Source organism: Pseudomonas sp. R3-41, assembly GCF_054161485.1.
This window is the reverse complement of record NZ_CP096421.1, coordinates 2,336,037-2,358,297: the sequence shown is the minus strand read 5'-3', so window position 1 is coordinate 2,358,297 and position 22,261 is coordinate 2,336,037. Positions and strand designations below refer to the sequence as shown.

17 protein-coding genes are annotated in these 22,261 nt (G+C 61.7%); 16 read left to right on the top strand and 1 reads right to left on the bottom strand.

What is annotated here, in order from left to right:
• Positions 1–298 precede the first annotated feature (298 nt).
• From M1D99_RS10630 to nuoN, 13 genes are all read left to right on the top strand, one after another.
• Positions 299–712, top strand: a complete 414-nt coding sequence (locus M1D99_RS10630; protein ID WP_003203367.1) for an NADH-quinone oxidoreductase subunit A — start codon at positions 299–301, stop codon at positions 710–712.
• A 10-nt stretch (positions 713–722) separates the two neighbouring features.
• The gene (locus M1D99_RS10625; protein ID WP_030141322.1) at positions 723–1,397 is read left to right on the top strand and encodes a NuoB/complex I 20 kDa subunit family protein; all 675 of its coding nucleotides are present in this window, start codon (positions 723–725) and stop codon (positions 1,395–1,397) included.
• A 72-nt stretch (positions 1,398–1,469) separates the two neighbouring features.
• On the top strand, positions 1,470–3,254 hold the full coding sequence (gene nuoC / locus M1D99_RS10620) for an NADH-quinone oxidoreductase subunit C/D (protein ID WP_186730309.1): 1,785 nt from the start codon (positions 1,470–1,472) through the stop codon (positions 3,252–3,254).
• 2 nt (positions 3,255–3,256) lie between these two features.
• A complete protein-coding gene (gene nuoE / locus M1D99_RS10615) occupies positions 3,257–3,754 on the top strand; it encodes an NADH-quinone oxidoreductase subunit NuoE (protein WP_186709765.1) in 498 nt (165 codons plus the stop codon).
• Positions 3,751–5,109, top strand: a complete 1,359-nt coding sequence (nuoF, locus tag M1D99_RS10610) for an NADH-quinone oxidoreductase subunit NuoF (RefSeq protein WP_053123209.1) — start codon at positions 3,751–3,753, stop codon at positions 5,107–5,109. Before nuoE ends, nuoF begins: the two co-directional genes overlap by 4 nt.
• Positions 5,110–5,249: 140 nt before the next feature.
• Complete coding sequence (nuoG, locus tag M1D99_RS10605; RefSeq protein WP_186709764.1) at positions 5,250–7,964, top strand: NADH-quinone oxidoreductase subunit NuoG; 2,715 nt, start codon at positions 5,250–5,252, stop codon at positions 7,962–7,964.
• Positions 7,961–8,968, top strand: a complete 1,008-nt coding sequence (gene nuoH / locus M1D99_RS10600) for an NADH-quinone oxidoreductase subunit NuoH (protein WP_053123213.1) — start codon at positions 7,961–7,963, stop codon at positions 8,966–8,968. The genes nuoG and nuoH overlap by 4 nt, the downstream gene beginning before the upstream one ends.
• An 11-nt stretch (positions 8,969–8,979) precedes the next feature.
• Entirely contained in the window at positions 8,980–9,528 is a 549-nt protein-coding gene (gene nuoI / locus M1D99_RS10595; RefSeq protein ID WP_003180051.1) for an NADH-quinone oxidoreductase subunit NuoI, read from the top strand.
• Positions 9,529–9,537: 9 nt separating this feature from the next.
• Positions 9,538–10,038, top strand: coding sequence for an NADH-quinone oxidoreductase subunit J (gene nuoJ / locus M1D99_RS10590; protein ID WP_053123215.1), 501 nt, complete (start codon positions 9,538–9,540; stop codon positions 10,036–10,038).
• A gap of 4 nt (positions 10,039–10,042) precedes the next feature.
• On the top strand, positions 10,043–10,351 hold the full coding sequence (gene nuoK / locus M1D99_RS10585; RefSeq protein WP_003180046.1) for an NADH-quinone oxidoreductase subunit NuoK: 309 nt from the start codon (positions 10,043–10,045) through the stop codon (positions 10,349–10,351).
• Positions 10,348–12,201, top strand: coding sequence for an NADH-quinone oxidoreductase subunit L (gene nuoL / locus M1D99_RS10580; protein WP_458131746.1), 1,854 nt, complete (start codon positions 10,348–10,350; stop codon positions 12,199–12,201). The genes nuoK and nuoL overlap by 4 nt, the downstream gene beginning before the upstream one ends.
• 39 nt (positions 12,202–12,240) lie before the next feature.
• Positions 12,241–13,773 carry an NADH-quinone oxidoreductase subunit M gene (gene nuoM / locus M1D99_RS10575; RefSeq protein WP_411387052.1) on the top strand — a complete coding sequence of 511 codons (1,533 nt, stop codon included), beginning with the start codon at positions 12,241–12,243 and terminating at the stop codon, positions 13,771–13,773.
• Between the two features lie 7 nt (positions 13,774–13,780).
• Entirely contained in the window at positions 13,781–15,244 is a 1,464-nt protein-coding gene (gene nuoN, locus M1D99_RS10570) for an NADH-quinone oxidoreductase subunit NuoN (protein ID WP_003203388.1), read from the top strand.
• A gap of 137 nt (positions 15,245–15,381) precedes the next feature.
• On the opposite strand, the gene M1D99_RS10565 is transcribed toward nuoN, so the two are convergent.
• Entirely contained in the window at positions 15,382–15,849 is a 468-nt protein-coding gene (locus M1D99_RS10565; protein ID WP_434575152.1) for a GNAT family N-acetyltransferase, read from the bottom strand.
• Positions 15,850–16,459: 610 nt separating this feature from the next.
• Here M1D99_RS10565 and M1D99_RS10560 point away from each other — a divergent pair.
• Genes M1D99_RS10560 through M1D99_RS10550 form a run of 3 tightly spaced genes read left to right on the top strand, consistent with a single transcriptional unit; the run spans position 16,460 to position 22,241 of the window.
• Positions 16,460–19,177, top strand: a complete 2,718-nt coding sequence (locus M1D99_RS10560; protein ID WP_458131745.1) for a type VI secretion system Vgr family protein — start codon at positions 16,460–16,462, stop codon at positions 19,175–19,177.
• A complete protein-coding gene (locus tag M1D99_RS10555) occupies positions 19,174–20,988 on the top strand; it encodes a phospholipase D-like domain-containing protein (protein WP_434575149.1) in 1,815 nt (604 codons plus the stop codon). Before M1D99_RS10560 ends, M1D99_RS10555 begins: the two co-directional genes overlap by 4 nt.
• On the top strand, positions 20,988–22,241 hold the full coding sequence (locus tag M1D99_RS10550) for an SEL1-like repeat protein (protein WP_434575147.1): 1,254 nt from the start codon (positions 20,988–20,990) through the stop codon (positions 22,239–22,241). Before M1D99_RS10555 ends, M1D99_RS10550 begins: the two co-directional genes overlap by 1 nt.
• The last annotated feature ends 20 nt before the right edge of the window (positions 22,242–22,261 follow it).

Below are 22,261 nucleotides of genomic sequence, written 5' to 3'. Positions count from 1 at the left end.
GGCGCAGCATTGATCAAAAGCCACGCCAAACAATAATAATTATCATTTAGCTGAGGCTTTCTTTGTTACAACCTGCACGAAATATAATTGTTGAATAACGGGTCAATGCCCGCCCCGCCGGGGCTGCGGGGTCATGGAGGCGCGCTATGTCCTTATTCCAATAAATAATTTCGCTATAGGAATTTTACTTGCCCGGTGTTTAGCCATAAAATCACCGCGATTGATTGCTGCGACATATCGTCACTGCGTTATTTCATTCAAGCTCAGAGACCTTTGCTCTCTGTTAAGGATTTCCAGCATGTCCGAAGCGACAGGACTCATGGCCCACAACTGGGGCTTTGCCATTTTCCTTCTGGGCGTTGTTGGCCTGTGTGCTTTCATGCTCGGCGTGTCGAGCCTGCTTGGGTCAAAAGCCTGGGGCCGCAGCAAAAATGAACCGTTCGAGTCCGGCATGCTACCTACCGGTGGCGCCCGCTTGCGGCTCTCAGCCAAATTCTATCTGGTCGCGATGCTGTTCGTGATCTTCGATATCGAAGCCCTCTTTCTCTTTGCATGGTCTGTGTCCGTCCGCGAAAGCGGCTGGACCGGATTCGTCGAAGCTCTCGTTTTCATAGCAATTCTGTTGGCAGGTCTTGTCTACCTTTACCGGGTGGGGGCACTTGATTGGGCTCCGGAAGCTCGGCGCAAGCGGCAAGCGAAGCTGAAACAATGAGGCTTTGGCAATGCAATACAATCTCACCAGGATCGACCCCGATGCTCCTAACGAGCAGTATCCGATTGGCAAGCGGGAAACCGTCGCCGATCCGTTAGAAGATCAAGTCCACAAGAACATCTTCATGGGCAAGCTCGAAGACGTGCTGAACAGCACGGTCAACTGGGGTCGCAAGAACTCCCTGTGGCCGTACAACTTCGGCCTTTCGTGCTGCTACGTGGAAATGACCACCGCCTTCACGGCGCCCCACGACATCGCGCGCTTTGGCGCCGAGGTGATCCGGGCATCGCCGCGCCAGGCGGATTTCATGGTTATCGCCGGTACCTGCTTCATCAAGATGGCGCCGATCATCCAGCGTCTCTACGAGCAAATGCTCGAACCCAAGTGGGTCATCTCCATGGGTTCGTGCGCCAACTCCGGTGGCATGTACGACATCTATTCCGTCGTTCAAGGCGTGGACAAATTTCTGCCCGTGGACGTCTACGTGCCTGGCTGCCCACCTCGCCCTGAAGCGTTCCTGCAAGGCTTGATGCTGTTGCAGGAGTCGATTGGCCAGGAGCGTCGCCCACTGTCCTGGGTCGTTGGCGATCAAGGCGTCTATCGCGCCGAGATGCCGTCGCAAAAGGAACAGCGCCGCGAACAGCGTATCGCAGTCACCAACCTGCGCAGCCCCGACGAAGTCTGATCCAGCTCTGCTCTGTACAAGAAACGAGAACCTGGCTTCATTCTTTACGTTGACCGAAAGCGATAAATAACCATGACTACAGGCAGTGCTCTGTACATCCCGCCTTACAAGGCAGACGACCAGGATGTGGTCGTCGAACTGAACAACCGTTTTGGCCCCGAGGCGTTCACCGCCCAGCCGACCCGCACCGGCATGCCGGTGCTTTGGGTTGCCCGTGCCAAGCTCGTCGAAGTCCTGACCTTCCTGCGCAACCTGCCCAAGCCGTACGTCATGCTCTATGACCTGCACGGCGTGGACGAGCGCCTGCGCACCAAGCGTCAAGGGCTGCCCGACGGCGTCGACTTCACCGTGTTCTATCACTTGATGTCGATCGAGCGTAATAGTGACGTAATGATCAAGGTCGCCTTGTCCGAGAGCGACCTCAGCGTGCCGACCGTGACCGGCATCTGGCCGAACGCCAACTGGTACGAGCGTGAAGTGTGGGACATGTACGGGATCGATTTCCCCGGCCACCCGCACCTGACCCGCATCATGATGCCGCCGACCTGGGAAGGTCACCCGCTGCGCAAGGACTTCCCGGCCCGTGCCACCGAGTTCGACCCGTTCAGCCTGTCCCTGGCCAAGCAACAGCTCGAGGAAGAAGCCGCGCGCTTCAAGCCTGAAGACTGGGGCATGAAGCGTTCGGGCGCCAACGAGGACTACATGTTCCTCAACCTGGGCCCGAACCACCCTTCGGCCCACGGTGCCTTCCGCATCATCCTGCAGCTGGACGGCGAGGAGATCGTCGACTGCGTGCCTGACATCGGCTACCACCACCGTGGCGCCGAGAAAATGGCCGAGCGCCAGTCCTGGCACAGCTACATTCCGTACACCGACCGCATCGACTACCTCGGCGGCGTGATGAACAACCTGCCGTACGTGCTCTCGGTCGAGAAACTCGCCGGGATCAAGGTGCCGGACCGGGTCGATGTCATCCGCATCATGATGGCCGAGTTCTTCCGCATCACCAGCCACCTGCTGTTCCTGGGCACCTATATCCAGGACGTCGGCGCGATGACCCCGGTGTTCTTCACCTTCACCGACCGCCAGCGCGCGTACACGGTGATCGAAGCCATCACCGGCTTCCGCCTGCACCCGGCCTGGTACCGCATCGGTGGCGTGGCCCATGACCTGCCCCGCGGCTGGGAGAAACTGGTCAAGGACTTCGTCGAGTGGATGCCCAAGCGCCTGGACGAATACACCAAGGCAGCCCTGCAGAACAGCATCCTCAAGGGTCGTACCATCGGCGTCGCCGCCTACAACACCAAGGAGGCCCTGGAATGGGGCGTCACCGGTGCCGGCCTGCGTTCCACCGGTTGCGACTTCGACCTGCGCAAGGCGCGTCCGTATTCCGGCTACGAGAACTTCGAGTTCGAAGTTCCGCTGGCGGCCAACGGTGACGCCTACGACCGCTGCATGGTCCGCGTCGAGGAAATGCGCCAGAGCATCAAGATCATCGACCAGTGCCTGCGCAACATGCCGGAAGGCCCGTACAAGGCGGATCACCCGCTGACCACGCCGCCGCCCAAGGAGCGCACGCTGCAGCACATCGAGACCCTGATCACGCACTTCCTGCAGGTTTCGTGGGGCCCGGTCATGCCGGCCAACGAATCCTTCCAGATGATCGAAGCGACCAAGGGCATCAACAGTTATTACCTGACGAGCGATGGCGGCACCATGAGCTACCGCACCCGGATTCGTACCCCAAGCTACCCGCACCTGCAGCAGATCCCTTCGGTGATCAAAGGCAGCATGGTCGCGGACTTGATCGCGTACCTGGGTAGTATCGATTTCGTTATGGCCGACGTGGACCGCTAAGCATGAACAGCACGCTTATCCAGACTGACCGTTTCGCCCTGAGCGAAACCGAGCGCTCGGCCATCGAGCACGAGCTGCATCACTACGAAGACCCGCGCGCGGCGTCGATCGAAGCCCTGAAGATCGTCCAGAAGGAACGTGGCTGGGTGCCTGATGGCGCGCTCTACGCCATCGGCGAGATCCTCGGCATCCCGGCCAGTGACGTCGAGGGCGTAGCCACCTTCTACAGCCAGATTTTCCGCCAGCCAGTCGGCCGTCACATCATTCGTGTCTGCGACAGCATGGTCTGCTACATCGGCGGCCACGAATCGGTGGTCGGCGAGATCCAGAGCAAACTGGGCATCGGCCTGGGCCAGACCACCGCCGACGGCCGCTTCACGCTGCTGCCGGTGTGCTGCCTGGGCAACTGCGACAAGGCACCGGCGTTGATGATCGACGACGACACCTTCGGTGACGTCAAGCCTGACGGCGTCGCCAAACTGCTGGAGGGCTACGTATGACCCTGACTTCCTTCGGGCCCGCCAACCGCATCCAGCGTTCGGCCGAAACCCATCCCCTGACCTGGCGTCTGCGTGACGACGGCGAAGCGGTGTGGCTGGACGAATACCAGGCCAAGAACGGCTACGCCGCCGCGCGCAAGGCGTTCGCCGACATGGCCGGCGACGACATCGTCCAGACCGTGAAAGACGCCGGCCTCAAGGGCCGTGGTGGCGCGGGCTTCCCCACCGGGGTGAAGTGGGGCCTGATGCCCAAGGACGAATCCATCAACATCCGCTACCTGCTGTGCAACGCGGATGAAATGGAACCCAACACCTGGAAGGACCGCATGCTGATGGAGCAACTGCCCCATCTGCTGATCGAAGGCATGCTGATCAGCGCCCGTGCGCTGAAGACCTACCGTGGCTACATCTTCCTGCGCGGCGAGTACACCACCGCCGCCAAGCACCTGAACCGTGCCGTGGAAGAAGCCAAGGCCGCCGGCCTGTTGGGCAAGAACATCCTGGGCTCAGGCTTCGACTTCGAGCTGTTCGTCCACACCGGTGCCGGGCGCTACATCTGCGGTGAAGAAACCGCGCTGATCAACTCCCTGGAAGGCCGCCGCGCCAACCCACGCTCCAAGCCGCCCTTCCCTGCCGCCGTCGGCGTGTGGGGCAAGCCGACCTGCGTGAACAACGTCGAGACCCTGTGCAACGTGCCGGCGATCATCGCCGACGGCGTGGACTGGTACAAATCCCTGGCCCGCGACGGCAGCGAAGACATGGGCACCAAGCTCATGGGCTTCTCCGGCAAGGTCAAGAACCCTGGCCTGTGGGAATTGCCATTCGGCGTCACCGGTCGCGAGTTGTTCGAGGACTACGCCGGCGGCATGCGCGACGGCTACACGCTCAAGTGCTGGCAGCCTGGCGGCGCCGGTACCGGCTTCCTGTTGCCGGAACACCTGGACGCGCAAATGTACGCCGGCGGCATCGCCAAGGTCGGCACCCGCATGGGCACCGGCCTGGCCATGGCGGTGGACGACAGCGTCAACATGGTCTCGCTGCTGCGCAACATGGAGCAGTTCTTCGCGCGCGAATCCTGCGGTTTCTGCACCCCTTGCCGCGACGGCCTGCCCTGGAGCGTCAAGCTGCTGATGGCCATCGAGAACGGAGAAGGCCAGCCCGGCGACATCGAGACCCTGCTGGGTCTGGTGGGTTTCCTCGGCCCAGGCAAGACCTTCTGTGCTCACGCACCGGGTGCCGTGGAGCCGTTGGGCAGCGCGATCAAATACTTCCGCCCTGAATTCGAGGCCGGCATCGCGCCAACCCGCGCGGGCGACCTTAATCAGGTGGTCACGCCGACCATGGTCGGCGCGTAACGACGCTTAAAAAGGCGCAGGGTCCGTGCCCTGCGCCTTTCGTCCGATGACGCCTTTTACCAGGCTGTTTGGATTCGGACGAACGACAAGATTCCATTAGCCACGCCCGCTGACACCGGGCCAACGAAGAACTTTGAACCATGGCCACTATCCACGTAGACGGCAAAGAGCTCGAAGTCGATGGCGCAGACAACCTGTTACAGGCATGTCTGTCGCTGGGCCTCGACATCCCTTATTTCTGCTGGCACCCCGCCCTTGGCAGCGTTGGCGCTTGTCGCCAGTGCGCGGTCAAGCAGTACACCGACGAAAACGACAAGCGTGGTCGGATCGTCATGTCCTGCATGACCCCCGCCACCGACGGCAGCTGGATCTCCATCGACGACGAAGAAGCGAAAGTGTTTCGCGCCAGCGTCGTCGAATGGCTGATGACCAACCACCCTCACGACTGCCCGGTTTGTGAGGAAGGCGGCCACTGCCACCTGCAAGACATGACCGTGATGACCGGTCACAACGAGCGCCGTTATCGCTTCACCAAGCGTACCCACCAGAACCAGCAACTGGGCCCGTTCATCTCCCACGAGATGAACCGCTGCATCGCCTGCTACCGTTGCGTGCGTTTCTACAAGGACTACGCCGGCGGCACCGACCTGGGCGTGTTCGGCGCCCACGACAACGTGTACTTCGGTCGCGTTGAAGACGGCACCCTGGAAAGCGAATTCTCCGGCAACCTCACCGAGGTCTGCCCGACCGGTGTGTTCACCGACAAGACCCACTCCGAGCGCTACAATCGCAAGTGGGACATGCAGTTCTCGCCGAGCATCTGCCATGGCTGCTCCAGCGGTTGCAACATTTCCCCGGGCGAACGCTACGGCGAACTGCGTCGCATCGAAAACCGCTACAACGGTTCGGTCAACCAGTACTTCCTGTGCGACCGTGGCCGTTTCGGCTACGGCTATGTCAATCGCAAGGATCGCCCACGCCAGCCGCTGCTGGCGGGCGGCGCCACGCTGAGCCTGGACGAGGCCCTGGACAAGGCCGCCGAGCTGCTGCGCGGTCGCAACATTGTCGGCATCGGTTCGCCTCGCGCCAGCCTGGAAAGCAACTACGCCCTGCGTGAGCTGGTCGGCGCCGAGCACTTCTACAGCGGCATCGAAGCCGGCGAGCTGGAACGCATCCGCCTGGTGCTGCAAGTGCTCAAGGACAGCCCGCTGCCGGTGCCGACGATGCGCGACATCGAAGACCACGACGCGGTGTTCGTCCTTGGCGAAGACCTGACCCAAACCGCCGCCCGCATGGCCCTGGCCCTGCGCCAGTCGGTCAAGGGCAAGGCCGAGGCCATGGCCGACGCCATGCGCGTGCAGCCATGGCTCGACGCCGCCGTGAAGAACATCGGCCAGGACGCGCTGAACCCGCTGTTCATCGCCAGCCTCGCTGAAACCAAGCTCGACGACGTGGCCGAAGAATGCGTCCACGCCGCCCCGGACGACCTGGCCCGCATCGGTTTCGCCGTGGCCCACGCCCTGGACGCCAGCGCCCCGGCCGTCGACGGCCTGGACAGCGAAGCGGCCGCCCTCGCCCAACGCATCGCCGACGCCCTGCTGGCGGCCAAGCGCCCCTTGATCATCGCCGGCACCTCCCTGGGTTCCAAGGCGCTGATCGAAGCCGCCGCCAACATCGCCAAGGCCTTGAAGCTGCGGGAGAAGAACGGTTCCATCAGCCTGATCGTGCCGGAAGCCAACAGCCTCGGCCTGGCCATGCTCGGTGGCGAATCCGTCGATGCAGCCCTGCAAGCCGTGATCGACGGCAACGCCGACGCCATCGTCGTGCTGGAGAACGACCTGTTCACCCGCACTGACAAGGCCAAGGTCGATGCCGCGTTGAACGCCGCCAAGGTTGTGATCGTCGCCGACCATCAGAAAACCGCCACCACCGACCGCGCCCACCTGGTGCTGCCGGCGGCGAGCTTCGCCGAAGGCGACGGTACGCTGGTCAGCCAGGAAGGTCGCGCCCAGCGCTTCTTCCAGGTGTTCGACCCGACTTACCTGGACGCCAGCATCCTGGTCCATGAAGGCTGGCGCTGGCTGCATGCCCTGCGCGCCACCCTGCTGGACCAGCCGATCGACTGGACGCAACTGGACCACGTCACCGCCGCCGTCGCGTCGAGCAGCCCGCAACTGGCTCGCATCGTCGATGCCGCGCCATCGGCCGCGTTCCGCATCAAGGGCCTGAAGCTGGCCCGCGAACCGCTGCGCTACTCCGGTCGCACCGCGATGCGCGCCAACATCAGTGTCCACGAACCCCGGACTTCCCAGGACAAGGACACCGCGTTCTCGTTCTCCATGGAAGGTTACTCGGGCTCCGCCGAACCGCGCTCGCAAGTGCCGTTCGCCTGGTCGCCGGGCTGGAACTCGCCGCAAGCCTGGAACAAGTTCCAGGACGAAGTCGGTGGACACCTGCGTGCCGGTGACCCGGGCACCCGCCTGATCGAAAGCCAGGGCGATGGCCTGGGCTGGTTCGCCAGCGTGCCACGCGCCTTCAACCCGGCACCGGGCACCTGGCAGGTCGTGCCGTTCCATCACTTGTTCGGCAGCGAAGAGAACTCTTCCAAAGCCGCACCGGTGCAGGAACGCATCCCCGCCGCCTACGTGTCGCTGGCCAAGTCGGAAGCCGATCGCCTGGGCGTCAACGACGGCGCCCTGCTGAGCCTGAACGTGGCCGGCCAGACCCTGCGTCTGCCGCTGCGCATCAATGAAGAACTGGGCGCCGGCCTGGTGGCCCTGCCGGCTGGCCTGGCGGGTATTCCACCGGCGATTTTCGGCAAGACTGTCGACGGTCTGCAGGAGGCAGCGCAATGAGCTGGTTCACCCCTGAAGTGATCGCTGTGATCCTGACGGTCCTCAAGGCCATCGTGATCCTGCTGGCCGTGGTGGTTTGCGGCGCGTTGCTGAGCTTCGTCGAACGTCGCCTGCTGGGCTGGTGGCAGGACCGCTACGGTCCGAACCGCGTCGGCCCGTTCGGCATGTTCCAGATCGCCGCCGACATGATCAAGATGTTCTTCAAGGAAGACTGGACACCACCGTTTGCCGACAAGGTGATCTTCACCCTGGCGCCGATCGTGGCCATGAGCGCCTTGCTGATCGCCTTCGCGATCATCCCGATCACCCCGACCTGGGGCGTGGCGGACCTGAACATCGGCCTGCTGTTCTTCTTCGCCATGGCCGGCCTGTCGGTGTACGCGGTGCTGTTCGCCGGTTGGTCGAGCAACAACAAGTTTGCCCTGCTGGGCAGCCTGCGGGCCTCGGCCCAGACCGTGTCCTACGAAGTGTTCATGGGCCTGGCGCTCATGGGCATCGTGATCCAGGCCGGCTCGTTCAACATGCGCGACATCGTCGAGTACCAGGCCCAGAACCTGTGGTTCATCATTCCGCAGTTCTTCGGTTTCTGTACCTTCTTCATCGCTGGCGTGGCCGTGACTCACCGTCACCCCTTCGACCAGCCGGAAGCGGAGCAGGAACTGGCCGACGGTTACCACATTGAATATGCCGGCATGAAGTGGGGCATGTTCTTCGTCGGTGAATACATCGGCATCATCCTGATCTCGGCACTGCTGGTAACGCTGTTCTTCGGTGGCTGGCACGGTCCGTTCGGCATCCTGCCGCAACTGTCCTTCGTCTGGTTCGCCCTGAAGACCGCGTTCTTCATCATGCTGTTCGTCCTGCTGCGCGCCTCGATCCCGCGCCCACGCTACGACCAGGTGATGGACTTCAGCTGGAAATTCTGCCTGCCGCTGACCCTGATCAACATGCTGGTGACCGCTGCGATCGTTTTGATGAACGCGCCTGCGGCCGCGGTTCAGTGAGGATTTGACCCATGTTCAAATATATTGGCGACATCGTTAAGGGTACCGGTACCCAACTGCGAAGCCTGGTCATGATCTTCGGCCATGGCTTTCGCAAACGCGACACCCTGCAATACCCGGAAGAGCCGGTCTATCTAGCGCCCCGCTACCGTGGCCGCATCGTCCTGACCCGCGACCCCGACGGCGAAGAACGCTGCGTGGCCTGCAACCTGTGCGCCGTGGCGTGCCCGGTGGGTTGCATCTCGCTGCAGAAAGCTGAAACCGAAGACGGTCGCTGGTACCCGGACTTCTTCCGCATCAACTTCTCGCGCTGCATTTTCTGCGGCCTCTGCGAGGAAGCGTGCCCGACCACCGCGATCCAGCTCACGCCGGATTTCGAAATGGCCGAGTTCAAACGTCAGGACCTGGTGTACGAGAAAGAAGATCTGCTGATTTCCGGTCCCGGTAAAAACCCTGATTACAACTTCTATCGTGTTGCAGGTATGGCCATTGCCGGTAAGCCAAAAGGCGCCGCGCAGAACGAAGCCGAACCGATCAACGTGAAGAGCTTGCTGCCTTAAGGAAGAAAGATGGAATTCGCTTTCTATTTCGCATCGGGTATCGCGGTGGTGTCCACGCTTCGTGTGGTCACCAACACCAACCCCGTGCACGCCCTGCTCTACCTGATCATTTCGCTGATCGCCGTGGCCATGACCTTCTTCGCCCTCGGCGCGCCGTTCGCCGGTGCCCTGGAAGTGATCGCCTACGCCGGCGCCATCATGGTGCTGTTCGTGTTCGTGGTGATGATGCTCAACCTCGGCCCGGCCGCGGTGCAGCAGGAACGCACCTGGCTCAAGCCCGGCATCTGGGCGGGGCCGGTGATCCTGTCCGCCCTGCTGCTGGGTGAACTGCTGTATGTGCTGTTCGCTCACCAGAGCGGCCAGGCCATCGGCCACACTACCGTAGACGCCAAGGCCGTGGGCATCAGCCTGTTCGGCCCGTACCTGCTGGTGGTCGAACTCGCCTCGATGCTGCTGCTTGCCGCAGCCGTCACGGCGTTCCATTTGGGCCGTAACGAGGCGAAGGAGTAATCACATGCCTGCTATCCCTCTCGAACATGGCCTGGCGGTTGCCGGCATCCTGTTCTGCCTCGGTCTGGTCGGCCTGATGGTCCGCCGCAACATCCTGTTCGTGCTGATGAGCCTGGAGGTCATGATGAATGCCTCCGCCCTGGCCTTCATCGTCGCGGGCGCTCGCTGGGCGCAACCGGATGGACAGATCATGTTCATCCTGGTGATCAGCCTGGCAGCCGCCGAGGCCAGTATCGGCCTGGCGATCCTGTTGCAGCTGTATCGCCGCTTCCACACTCTCGATATTGACGCTGCCAGCGAGATGCGCGGATGAACCTTCTCTTCCTGACTTTCATATTTCCCCTTGTCGGTTTCCTGCTGCTGTCGTTCTCCCGTGGACGCTGGTCGGAAAACCTGTCGGCATTGGTGGGCGTGGGCTCCATCGGCCTGTCCGCCATCGTCACGGCCTATGTGATCTGGCAATTCAACGTCGCCCCACCGGAAGGTGGCCGTTACGTGCAGGTGTTGTGGCAATGGATGGCGGTGGAAGGCTTCACGCCGACCTTCGCCCTGTACCTGGACGGCCTGTCGGTGACCATGCTCGGCGTGGTGGTCGGCGTGGGTTTCCTGATCCACCTGTTCGCCTCCTGGTACATGCGCGGTGAAGCCGGTTACTCGCGCTTCTTCGCCTACACCAACCTGTTCATCGCCAGCATGCTGTTCCTGGTGCTCGGCGATAACCTGTTGTTCCTGTACTTCGGCTGGGAAGGCGTGGGCCTGTGCTCGTACCTGTTGATCGGTTTCTACTACAGCAACCGCAACAACGGTAACGCCGCGCTCAAGGCGTTCATCGTCACCCGCATCGGCGACGTGTTCATGGCCATCGGCCTGTTCATCCTGTTCCAGCAACTGGGTACGCTGAACATCCAGGAACTGCTGGTCAAGGCACCCGAGCACTTCAAGGTCGGTGACTTCTGGATCGTCCTGGCGACCCTGATGCTGCTGGGCGGCGCCGTCGGTAAATCCGCGCAACTGCCGCTGCAAACCTGGTTGGCGGACGCGATGGCCGGCCCTACACCGGTCTCGGCACTGATCCACGCCGCGACCATGGTGACCGCCGGTGTCTACCTGATCGCCCGTACCCACGGCCTGTTCGCCCTGGCGCCGGACATCCTGCACCTGGTCGGCATCGTCGGCGGTGTGACCCTGGTGCTGGCCGGTTTTGCCGCCCTGGTGCAGACCGACATCAAGCGCATCCTCGCCTACTCGACCATGAGCCAGATCGGCTACATGTTCCTGGCCCTGGGCGTCGGTGCCTGGGAAGGCGCTATCTTCCACCTGATGACCCACGCCTTCTTCAAGGCGCTGCTGTTCCTTGCCTCCGGTGCGGTGATCGTTGCCTGCCACCACGAGCAGAACATCTTCAAGATGGGCGGCCTGTGGAAAAAACTGCCGTTGGCCTACACCAGCTTCATCGTCGGCGGCGCGGCCCTGGCGGCCCTGCCCCTGGTCACCGCCGGTTTCTACTCCAAGGACGAGATCCTCTGGGAAGCGTTCGCCAGCGGTAACCAGGGTCTGCTCTACGCGGGCCTGGTGGGTGCGTTCATGACCTCGCTGTACACCTTCCGCCTGATCTTCATCGCGTTCCACGGTGAAGCCAAGACCGAAGCCCACGCCGGCCACGGCATTGCCCACTGGCTGCCGCTGTCGGTGCTGATCGTGCTGTCGACCTTCGTCGGCGCCATGATCACCCCACCGCTGGCCGATGTGCTGCCGCAAAGCGTCGGCCATGCCGGCGGCGAAGCCAAGCACAGCCTGGAAATCGCCTCGGGCGCCATCGCCCTGGCGGGTATCCTGCTGGCTGCCCTGCTGTTCCTCGGCAAGCGTCGCTTCGTCACGGCAATCGCCAACAGCGGCATCGGGCGTTTCCTCTCGGCCTGGTGGTTCGCCGCCTGGGGCTTCGACTGGATCTACGACAAACTGTTCGTCAAGCCATACCTTGCGATCAGCCACATTCTGCGCAAAGACCCGCTCGACCAGACCATTGGCCTGATCCCGCGCATGGCCAAGGGCGGCCACACTGCCCTGAGCCGTACCGAGACCGGTCAACTGCGTTGGTATGCGGCTTCCATGGCGGCTGGCGCCGTGCTGGTTATCGGCGCCATCGTGCTGGTAGCGGTCTGATATGAACCTTGCGAACTTGCGAAAGGAAACGAGCCCGTCATGATTCTGCCCTGGCTAATCCTGATCCCCTTCATCGGCGGCCTGCTGTGCTGGATCGCGGAGCGCTCCAGCTCCACGCTCCCGCGCTGGATTGCGCTGCTGACCATGTCCCTGGAACTCGCGCTCGGCCTCTGGCTGTGGGCGACCGGTGACTATTCATTTGCACCGGCCCCTGGCGCCGATCCGACCTGGGCGCTTGAGTTCAAGCACGCCTGGATCGCGCGCTTCGGCATCAGCGTGCACCTGGCCCTCGACGGCCTGTCGCTGCTGATGATCCTGCTGACCGGCCTGCTGGGTATCCTCTCGGTGCTCTGCTCCTGGAAAGAGATCCAGCGTCACGTCGGTTTCTTCCACCTGAACCTGATGTGGATCCTGGGCGGCGTCGTCGGCGTGTTCCTGGCGCTGGACCTGTTCATGTTCTTCTTCTTCTGGGAAATGATGCTGGTGCCGATGTACTTCCTCATCGCGCTCTGGGGTCACAGTTCTTCGGACGGAAAGAAAACCCGGATCTACGCGGCGACCAAGTTCTTCATCTTCACCCAGGCTTCCGGCCTGATCATGTTGGTGGCGATCCTTGGCCTGGTCCTGGTGAACTTCAACAACACTGGCGTGATTACCTTCAACTACGCCGACCTGTTGAAAGTGCAGATGTCCAAGACCACCGAGTACGTGCTGATGCTCGGTTTCTTCATCGCCTTTGCGGTGAAGCTGCCGGTGGTGCCGTTCCACTCCTGGCTGCCGGACGCCCACGCCCAGGCGCCGACCGCCGGTTCCGTGGACCTGGCGGGTATCCTGCTGAAGACGGCGGCCTACGGCCTGTTGCGCTTCGCCCTGCCGCTGTTCCCCAATGCCTCGGCCGAGTTCGCGCCGATTGCCATGACCCTGGGCCTGATCGGGATTTTCTACGGTGCGTTCCTGGCGTTCGCCCAGAGCGACATCAAGCGCCTGATCGCCTTTTCCAGCGTTTCGCACATGGGCTTCGTGCTGATCGGGATCTACTCCGGCAGCCAGCTGGCCCTGCAAGGCGCGGTGATCCAGATGCTCGCCCACGGCCTGTCGGCCGCCGCACTGTTTATCCTCAGCGGTCAGTTGTACGAGCGCCTGCACACCCGGGACATGCGTGAGATGGGCGGCATCTGGTCGCGCATCGCCTACCTGCCAGCCATCAGCCTGTTCTTCGCGGCCGCTTCCCTGGGCCTGCCGGGTACCGGCAACTTCGTCGGCGAGTTCCTGATCCTGATCGGCTCGTTCGTCAGCGCGCCATGGATCACGGCGATTGCCACGTCCGGCCTGGTGTTCGGTTCGGTCTACTCGCTGATCATGATCCACCGCGCCTACTTCGGTCCGGCCAAGTCGGATGAAGTGTTGCGTGGCATGGACGGTCGCGAACTGATCATGGTGCTCGGCCTTGCGGTGCTGCTGGTTTACCTCGGCGTCTACCCGCAACCGTTCCTCGACACCTCTGCCGCCACGATGCATGGCGTGCAGCAGTGGCTCGGCACCGCCTTCTCTCAACTCGCTTCGGCCCGGTAAGAGCGCTATGGAATTCACGATTCAACACTTTATCGCGCTTGCGCCGCTGTTGATCACCAGCGCCACGATCATCGTGGTGATGCTGGCGATCGCCTGGCGGCGCAATCACTCACAGACCTTCCTGCTGTCGGTGGCGGGGCTGAACCTGGCCTTGCTGTCGATCTTGCCGGCCTTGAAAGTCGCGCCACTGGCGGTCACGCCGCTGATCCAGATCGACAGCTTCGCCTGCCTCTACATGGCGTTGATCCTGGTCGCCACCCTGGCCTGCGTCACCCTCGCCCACGCCTACCTCGGCGATGGCGGTTCGGGTTATCCGGGCAACCGCGAAGAACTGTACCTGCTGATCCTGATGGCTGCCGCCGGTGGCCTGGTCCTGGTCAGCGCGCAGCACCTGGCCAGCCTGTTCATCGGCCTGGAACTGCTGTCGGTACCGGTCTACGGCCTGGTGGCCTACGCCTTCTTCAACAAGCGCTCCCTGGAAGCCGGCATCAAGTACATGGTGTTGTCGGCGGCCGGTTCCGCGTTCCTGTTGTTCGGCATGGCCCTGCTCTACGCCGAAGCCGGCACCCTGAGCTTCGTCGGCATCGGCCAGGCCCTGGCCGCCACCGGCCTGCCTAGCCCGATCGCGCAACTGGGCCTGGGCATGATGCTGATCGGCCTGGCGTTCAAGCTGTCGCTGGTCCCGTTCCACCTCTGGACCCCGGACGTCTACGAAGGCGCCCCGGCGCCCGTGGCGGCGTTCCTGGCCACCGCGTCGAAAGTGGCGGTGTTCGCAGTGATGGTGCGGTTGTTCCAGATCTCGCCAGTGGCCAGCAGCGGCGTGCTGAGCAACGTGCTGACCATCATCGCCATCGCGTCGATCCTGTTCGGTAACCTGCTGGCGCTGACCCAGAGCAACCTCAAGCGCCTGCTGGGTTACTCGTCCATCGCCCACTTCGGCTACCTGCTGATCGCCCTGATCGCCAGCAAGGGCCTGGCCGTGGAAGCCATCGGCGTGTACCTGGTCACCTACGTGATCACCAGCCTCGGCGCCTTCGGCGTGATCACCCTGATGTCCTCGCCGTACAACGGCCGCGACGCCGACGCCCTGTACGAATACCGCGGCCTGTTCTGGCGCCGTCCGTACCTGACCGCCGTGCTGACCGTGATGATGCTGTCCCTGGCCGGCATTCCGCTGACCGCCGGCTTCATCGGCAAGTTCTACATCATCGCCACCGGCGTCGAGGCCCACCAATGGTGGCTGGTCGGCTCCCTGGTGCTGGGCAGTGCCATCGGCGTGTTCTACTACCTGCGCGTCATGGTCACCCTGTACCTGATGGAACCGAACCTGCGTCGCCACGACGCCGAGTTGCACTGGGAACAGAAGGCAGGCGGCGTGATGCTGCTGGCCATCGCCGTGTTGGCGTTCTTCCTGGGTGTGTACCCGCAGCCGTTGCTGACGTTGGTTCAGCAGGCTGGGCTGACGGGTTGATCGTGTAGCGATGGATCGTAGAAAACAGAAACGGCACCTTTGGGTGCCGTTTCTGCGTTTGGGCGATGATGGTTTTCAGAAGCCGTGATCACTGCCTTTTCCTTGCTCCCGTTCCTGAGCAATCAAATCAACCTGCACTATAAAAACCGCTTCACCATAGGAATACATGCCAATTGAAGCCCCGAAGGGGAATGGTAAATTGCAGGCTCCTCCCCCACGAAACCGCAGCGTCGGTAAAAGTCAGCCGCATTCAATGTCGCATCAAGCTTGACTTCTTTCAGACCCAACTCTCGCGCCAGGCATTCAAGGTGCTTCAGGATTCTCCCGCCGATACCCTGCTGCATAAAGCCAGGATGCACAAAGATTGCGCCGATTTCGCTGTTCTCCAAGTCAAGCATGCCTGTCGCCACCGGCTCTCCATTCATACAGCCCAGATAGAAGTGCTTCTCCATCAGTGTGTAATAGCCATCATCGGCCGCACCGGCCGTCCAGGCCAATAGCTGCGTCTCGCTGTAGGCGCCGATGCATTGGTGCCGGATCGCTAACAGGCGAATGTCGAATGCTGTCTGGGAATCGCTGTGGCTGGCTCGTCTAATCTCGAACATTTCACTCTCCGTCAGCCATGTTCGGACGGAGAACCAAAAAGCCCCGTCCATCTCTGGCGGGGCTTGGGGTAACACGTCAAATGCTATGCACGCATGACCTCATGGCCCGCCAGTAGCGGTCATGGAGGAATACATCATGTTCATTCGGCGTATGTAAATCATGGGCAGATAGTGCTGTGGGTGGCCAGACAAGTCAATTTCAAAGCGACTTTGCGGAACCCGCGCTTTTGGGCAAGATCAGGAGGCGGCTTGACGGGTTGAAGACCTGAGCGTCCGAGCAGAAAAAATGCCCGTATCGCGAGATATGGGCTTTTTTTTGATCCCGTGTGGGCCGTTTCCTAAGAAATTGCGCCCCTCCCCTATAGGACGCTTCCCAAACGTCGCCGAACCCCATGCGAAAAGATGGAACCATCCTTTGAGCTGATTCACGCTGACTACCCTTGAGAAACCAATCCCTGCGCAAAGACGCAGGCAGCAAGGGATGTCATGCCAGCAAACCGCTCTGAAAAACGCAAAGTCGATTTCAATCGAAACAACGCCGACAAGGTTTTGTCCCCGTCACCTTCCCACCTGAAACAAGCGGCGGGAAACACTTGGGGAGATCGGCAACATGTCTAGCCAACGCCCCACCTTCTTCGACCACAGCCGCCACACCCTCAGCGTCTACGACCTCAAGGCCCACCTCGACGTCCTGGCCTTCGTCGGCGAGGAGCACCTGAGCCGCCCCTACCATTACCGCATCGAGTTCACCTGCACCGAGCGCGATCTGGTCCCCACCGACCTGCTCAAGCGGGACGCCCATTTCAGCCTGTACCCGATGCCGCCACCGCCGACACCGAAGGGCTTCAAGCCCCCGGTGATCAAGCCGCTGCGCACCTTCCACGGTGCGGTCACCGAGTTCAAGCGCCTGTCCGGTTCCCACGACGAAGCCCGCTACGAAATCACCCTGCAACCACGTTTCGCGCTGCTGGACCGGGGCAAACAGTTTCGGATCTACCAGTACCAGTCGGTGCCGGAGATCGTCGAACACATCCTGCGCACGCGCCACGATTTCCTCGGCCAGCACTTTTATTTCAATGTGGTGCGCAAATACCCTCGCCGCGAACAGGTCATGCAATACGACGAAAGCGACCTGGCGTTCATCGAGCGCCTGCTGGCCGAGGTCGGCATCTGGTATCGCATCGTCAGCGACGATCGCCTGGGCATCGACGTGGTGGAATTCCACGATGATCAGCGCCACTACCAGCGCGGCGTCGAGTTGCCGTGTCGCCCGCCGTCAGGCTTGACCAGCAACGGACAGGATGCGGTCTGGCAGCTGCAAACGGCCCATCAGGTGGTGGAAAAACACATTAACTTTCGCGCCTACAACCACCGCGAGGCCTACGCGTTTCTGGACGGCGAAGTCGACCACACCCGAGGCGCCAAGGGCACCTACGGCGAGGCCTATCACTACGCCGAACCCTACACGGTGCTGGGCGACCGCTATGCCCTGGACGAAGATCTGCAAAGCGAAAGCGGCTTTTTCTACGCCCGCCTGCGCCACGAACGCTACCTCAACGACCACGTCCGCCTCAGCGGCACCACCACCAGCGCCACCCTGGCCCCAGCGCAACTGCTCAAGATCACCGGCGGCGCACCCCAGGCCTTTGATCCCGGCGCGGTGATCGTCGGCCTGCGCACCGAAGCTGCCCGCGACCGCAGTTTCATCGCCACTTTCCAGGCCATTCCCTATTCGGAAACCGTGTGCTTTCGCCCGGCGCTACTGCCCAAGCCACGCATCAGCGGCACCATCCCCGCCCGTATCAACCACCCGGAAACCAACCCGCCGTACGCCGACCTCGACTTCGAAGGCCGTTACAAGGTGCGCTTTCTGTTCGACCGCGACACCTGGGAATCCGCCCGCTCAAGCGCCTGGCTGCGCCTGGCCCGGCCCTACGGCGGCGACACCCACGGCCTGCACTTTCCGCTGCAGGCCGGCACCGAAGTGGCGGTCGCCTTCGAACAAGGCGACCCCGACCGCCCCTACATCGCCCACGCCCTGCACGACAACGAACACCCCGACCTGGTCACGGCGCGCAATGAAAGACGCAACGTGCTGCGCACCCCGACCAACAACAAATTGCGCATGGACGACACGCGGGGGCAGGAGCACGTCAAGCTCAGTACCGAGCACAGTGGCAAGAGCCAGTTGAACCTGGGGCATCTGGTGGATGCCGAGCGTAAGAAACGAGGGGAAGGGTTTGAGTTGCGCACGGATGGCTGGGGGGCGATTCGGGGTGGCAAGGGGGTGTTTATCAGTGCGGATGAGCAGCCCCGCGCCCAAGGCCAGGTGCTAGAAATGAACGCGGCAACAGACCGCTTGCAGCAAGCGACCGATCAGCTGGAAAGCCTGTCCAACGACGCCCAGGCGAGCCGGGCCGATCCGGCCGATGTGGCCGCGCAACTGCAACTGCTACGCCAGGATCTGGAACAACTCAAGTCCTCCGTCCTGCTGCTCAGCGCCCCGCACGGCATCGCGCTTACCAGCGGCAAACACCTGCAACTGGCGGCGCAACACAACCTGATGCTCAACGCCGGTGGCGAAGCCGATCTCAGCGTGGTCAAGCGCCTGTTCATCGGGGTGGGCCAGGGGCTGAGCCTGTTCGTGCGCAAGCTGGGCCTCAAGTTGATTGCCAACCAAGGCCCGGTGACCGTGCAAGCGCAGAACGACAGCTTGGAACTGATGGCCCGCCATGGGCTGGACATCACCAGCACCGAGGACGAGATCCGCATCGTCGCGAAAAAGAAAATCACCCTTAACGCAGGCGGCAGCTACATCACGCTGGATGAGGGCGTCATCGAGTCGGGGACGCTGGGGGACTTTGTCGTCAGGTCGGCGAATTTCGAATATGTAAAAGGCGCTGCCAGCATGAAAGCCGCACATCCGGACTACCCGCAGCGCTTGTTCAAACAACCGCTGCGCCTGCGCCTACCGCAAACACCCAATGCATCGGGTCAAGGTTGGGCGGGTATGCCTTACACACTCAAGGCCGATGGCGTACCGGTCCAGCAAGGCGTGCTCGATGGCAGTGGGCAACTCACGATCGCCCATCAGGTCGTCACCCGAAGTTACCAACTGACGATGGTCAACGGCGTGAGCTACCAACTGCCCGTGCCCACCGAGTACCGCAACGCCGAGCAGGCGCACTTGGCCAATCGTGGTTTGCATAACCACTCCGTACAGACCAATGCCGAAGTGACTGCGCCCTCTGCGCGCACGGATCACCGTGCGCTATATGCCGTCGTAACGAATGGCCCCAACCATAACAAGGAAGAGACAGAGCAATGATGCAACCCGACATCGTGGTCCCCATTTGCCTACGGCACACCAATGAAGCCATTTGCACTGCGCCGTGGTACGTCCACAACACTGAATACCATCCCGTGATCGCCAGCTATCAAGCGCTGGTCAATGGTGAGGAAACTTTCACGGCCGTGCACCAGGCCATTGCCCAGGCCCAAAAGAGCATCGACATCATTTGCTGGGGCTTCCAACCGTCCATGTATTTCATCCGCGACGGCATGGCGCCGAGCATTGGCGAACTGCTCATGGCCAAGGCCCGGGAAGGCGTCCAGGTGCGGCTGTTGGGGTGGGAGATGCCCTTCAATACCGCCGGTTTTGGCGGTGAAGCCAACTTGCCCGGCAAAGGCTCGATCCGCCTCATGGACCGAGTAATGCAGCGCGCCACCGAAGAGCAGTACGCCTTCGATCGCCAGTGGTTTGCGACCTGTGCAGTCGCCGACCACGAAGCCGCGCAACGCACCGCCAAGGGAGGACTTCCGGTGTTTGTCAGTCGTGGTTTCAACCTGGATGAAAGGGGCGAGATCGCCCACTGGGTGAAATACGCAAGCCTGGACAGTGAAATCAGTACCAAGATGCGCCAGACGCTGAGGTGGACGGCCACCCACCACCAGAAAAGTGTCCTGGTCGACTATGAGTTACCGGACTGCGCGGTCGGCTTCATCATGGGCCACAACATGCTCGACGAGTACTGGGACACGGACAAACATTCGGCACTGAACCGCACCCAGGACAGCAAACCCGCGCCCAACCGTGGCCCACGCGGCGATACACCGCGCCAGGACATTTCCAGCCAGCTCAGCGGGCCGATCCTGGAACACCTGCACCACAACTTCGCCACCGCCTGGCGCAAGGAAACCGGTGAAGACCTGCTCGCCTCGCGCCAGTCCATGAAAGTGGGGCCGCAACTGCGCACCCACGGCATGCCGCAAATCGCTCAGATCCTGCGAACCCAACCGCAGGAGGGCAAACGCGATATCGAGCAGCTCTACATGAAGGCTGTCAACAACGCGACCCAGTTCATCTACATCGAAAACCAGTACTTTCGCTGGCCGCCGCTGGCCGAGTTCATCAAATCGGTCGCCGCCACCCAGACCAAGGGCGGGCGCGACCCCGGCCTGCACGGTGCGTTGCATCTGTTCGTGGTCACCAACGCCACCGACGATGGCATCGGCGCCGGCACCGTGAACACCCAACGCATGCTCGCAAGCCTCGGGCGCGCCAATACCATCCCCGGCGTTACCAAACTGCGGCGTATCCAAAAAATGCAACAGGAAACCCCGCCCATGCCCCGCGCCGACCCGAACGACCGTATTGGCCAACTGGAACAGGCCCGATGGAAGGCCGAGCTCGAACGTAAGAAACAAAAAATCCTCGACAGCACCGTTGTGCCCGAGGAAATACCCGGCTTGAAGGTCCACATATGCTCGCTGGTTGCCCCCGATTCACCGGCGGGCAAAACCTGGATGCCGGTGTACATCCACTCCAAGTTGATGATCGTCAATGACGTGTTCACCACGCTGGGTTCGGCCAACATCAACACTCGCAGCATGCAGGTGGACAGCGAGCTGAACATTGCCCATGAGTGGATGAGCGTGACCCAGGCGTTGCGGCGGCGGTTGTGGGATCTGCATACGAAAAAGAAGGGGTCGCAGGATGATGCGGGGGAGGCGTTTAAGGCTTGGCAGGAGATTATCAACAACAACAAAGAGCGCCAGGAAGATAAAGAAAATGGGGTGCCTGAGGCTTCGCTTGTTGAGTTTTATTACGACAAAGCCATTTTAAAGGACCTCGACTGATGCGCCGGGCTTTTCTGCTGTCCTGCCTGTTGCTGGCCGCTTGCGGCACTGCTGGCACGTTTAATTTTCCCAAGAAGGACCCCTCCGTGAAGCCTTTAACTGAAATCAAGGCCAAGCTGGCCTTTACCTGCAAACACGAAACGATCCCCGCACCATCCGCCGAGAGCGATGTGCTGTTTCAATATGCGCGCTGGTTGCAAAAAAATAACCAGCTCAAGCAAGACGAGAGCGTCGATGCCGAGATTGAACGGCTGTATCGCATCGCCGCCGAGAACGGCCATTACAAGGCCAATATCAATCTGCAGAACGGTGCAATGCGCGGTCGTTTCGAGCTCAGTGGCGCCCAGCACTTGCGTATGAGCCAACAATTAATCGAAGCAGGCGTGGCGACGGGTTATTACTTCGTCGGGATCTTCCTGCAACAAGGCTCGGCGGGGTTGTGGCAGGACGCCGAGATGTCGTTGCGTTACTTCCGTAAGGCGGCTGACGAGGGCAACGCCCAGGCCCAGTATCTTGTTGGCGATAGGCTGGCACCCAGCGACGTTGCGCCGGACATCGCCCGCCAGATGCGTCGTTGCGCTGCTGAACAGGGTAATGGTAAGGCAGCCCTGGCCTTAGGTATCAATCTTAAAAACAAGGGCCTGTATCAACAGGCCATAGAGGCATTCCAATTAGGAGTGGTTGCTGGTGATGAAGCCTCGTCCGGTTGGCTGGAAGAGGCATTTCGAGCTCATCCCATTACCGACAAATTATATTACCTCGGCCAACAAGAAGACCTCGAACGCGCCGAGCGCTACAAAACCATCTGGCGAATCCTGGCGAACTACTCCTACGCCAACCCCACCGTCCCCGAAATCAACGAAATCCTCCCCCTGCCGCCCGCCGAACTGCCTGAATGGGACGGCAAGCTCCAATGGCTCGAAGCCCGCCTGGCCAACGTCCCGCCGCCAAAACCCAGCGAGTCGCTGATCCGCGAGTTGGCCAAGGCCAAGGGTCTTGAACCCGCCACCGGCAAACCCACGCCCGATTCACCCGCCTTCATCAAGGCCGAGCAACCCTCGACAACCTGCCAAAGCGGCCAGGCCTGTACGCAAACCGGCTACTGGATCGCCGCCGGGTACGCCGTCATCCGCCGCTTCGAAGAGGGGCAGACCCTGCCGACGCTGAACGTGCGTCATCGCGAGTACCGTTTCCTGCTCCCTGACCGGGTGACGGTCGGCCCAGAAAAGGTGGACTGGATATTTTACGGATGAGCTATCGACGGCTGTTGATG

Bases quoted from the DNA above. Each gene is read 5' to 3' on its own strand.
- M1D99_RS10630 (WP_003203367.1), top strand. From the start codon at position 299: ATGTCCGAAGCGACAGGACTCATGGCCCACAACTGGGGCTTTGCCATT.
- M1D99_RS10625 (WP_030141322.1), top strand. From the start codon at position 723: ATGCAATACAATCTCACCAGGATCGACCCCGATGCTCCTAACGAGCAG.
- nuoC (WP_186730309.1), top strand. From the start codon at position 1,470: ATGACTACAGGCAGTGCTCTGTACATCCCGCCTTACAAGGCAGACGAC.
- nuoE (WP_186709765.1), top strand. From the start codon at position 3,257: ATGAACAGCACGCTTATCCAGACTGACCGTTTCGCCCTGAGCGAAACC.
- nuoF (WP_053123209.1), top strand. From the start codon at position 3,751: ATGACCCTGACTTCCTTCGGGCCCGCCAACCGCATCCAGCGTTCGGCC.
- nuoG (WP_186709764.1), top strand. From the start codon at position 5,250: ATGGCCACTATCCACGTAGACGGCAAAGAGCTCGAAGTCGATGGCGCA.
- nuoH (WP_053123213.1), top strand. From the start codon at position 7,961: ATGAGCTGGTTCACCCCTGAAGTGATCGCTGTGATCCTGACGGTCCTC.
- nuoI (WP_003180051.1), top strand. From the start codon at position 8,980: ATGTTCAAATATATTGGCGACATCGTTAAGGGTACCGGTACCCAACTG.
- nuoJ (WP_053123215.1), top strand. From the start codon at position 9,538: ATGGAATTCGCTTTCTATTTCGCATCGGGTATCGCGGTGGTGTCCACG.
- nuoK (WP_003180046.1), top strand. From the start codon at position 10,043: ATGCCTGCTATCCCTCTCGAACATGGCCTGGCGGTTGCCGGCATCCTG.
- nuoL (WP_458131746.1), top strand. From the start codon at position 10,348: ATGAACCTTCTCTTCCTGACTTTCATATTTCCCCTTGTCGGTTTCCTG.
- nuoM (WP_411387052.1), top strand. From the start codon at position 12,241: ATGATTCTGCCCTGGCTAATCCTGATCCCCTTCATCGGCGGCCTGCTG.
- nuoN (WP_003203388.1), top strand. From the start codon at position 13,781: ATGGAATTCACGATTCAACACTTTATCGCGCTTGCGCCGCTGTTGATC.
- M1D99_RS10565 (WP_434575152.1), bottom strand. From the start codon at position 15,849: ATGTTCGAGATTAGACGAGCCAGCCACAGCGATTCCCAGACAGCATTC.
- M1D99_RS10560 (WP_458131745.1), top strand. From the start codon at position 16,460: ATGTCTAGCCAACGCCCCACCTTCTTCGACCACAGCCGCCACACCCTC.
- M1D99_RS10555 (WP_434575149.1), top strand. From the start codon at position 19,174: ATGATGCAACCCGACATCGTGGTCCCCATTTGCCTACGGCACACCAAT.
- M1D99_RS10550 (WP_434575147.1), top strand. From the start codon at position 20,988: ATGCGCCGGGCTTTTCTGCTGTCCTGCCTGTTGCTGGCCGCTTGCGGC.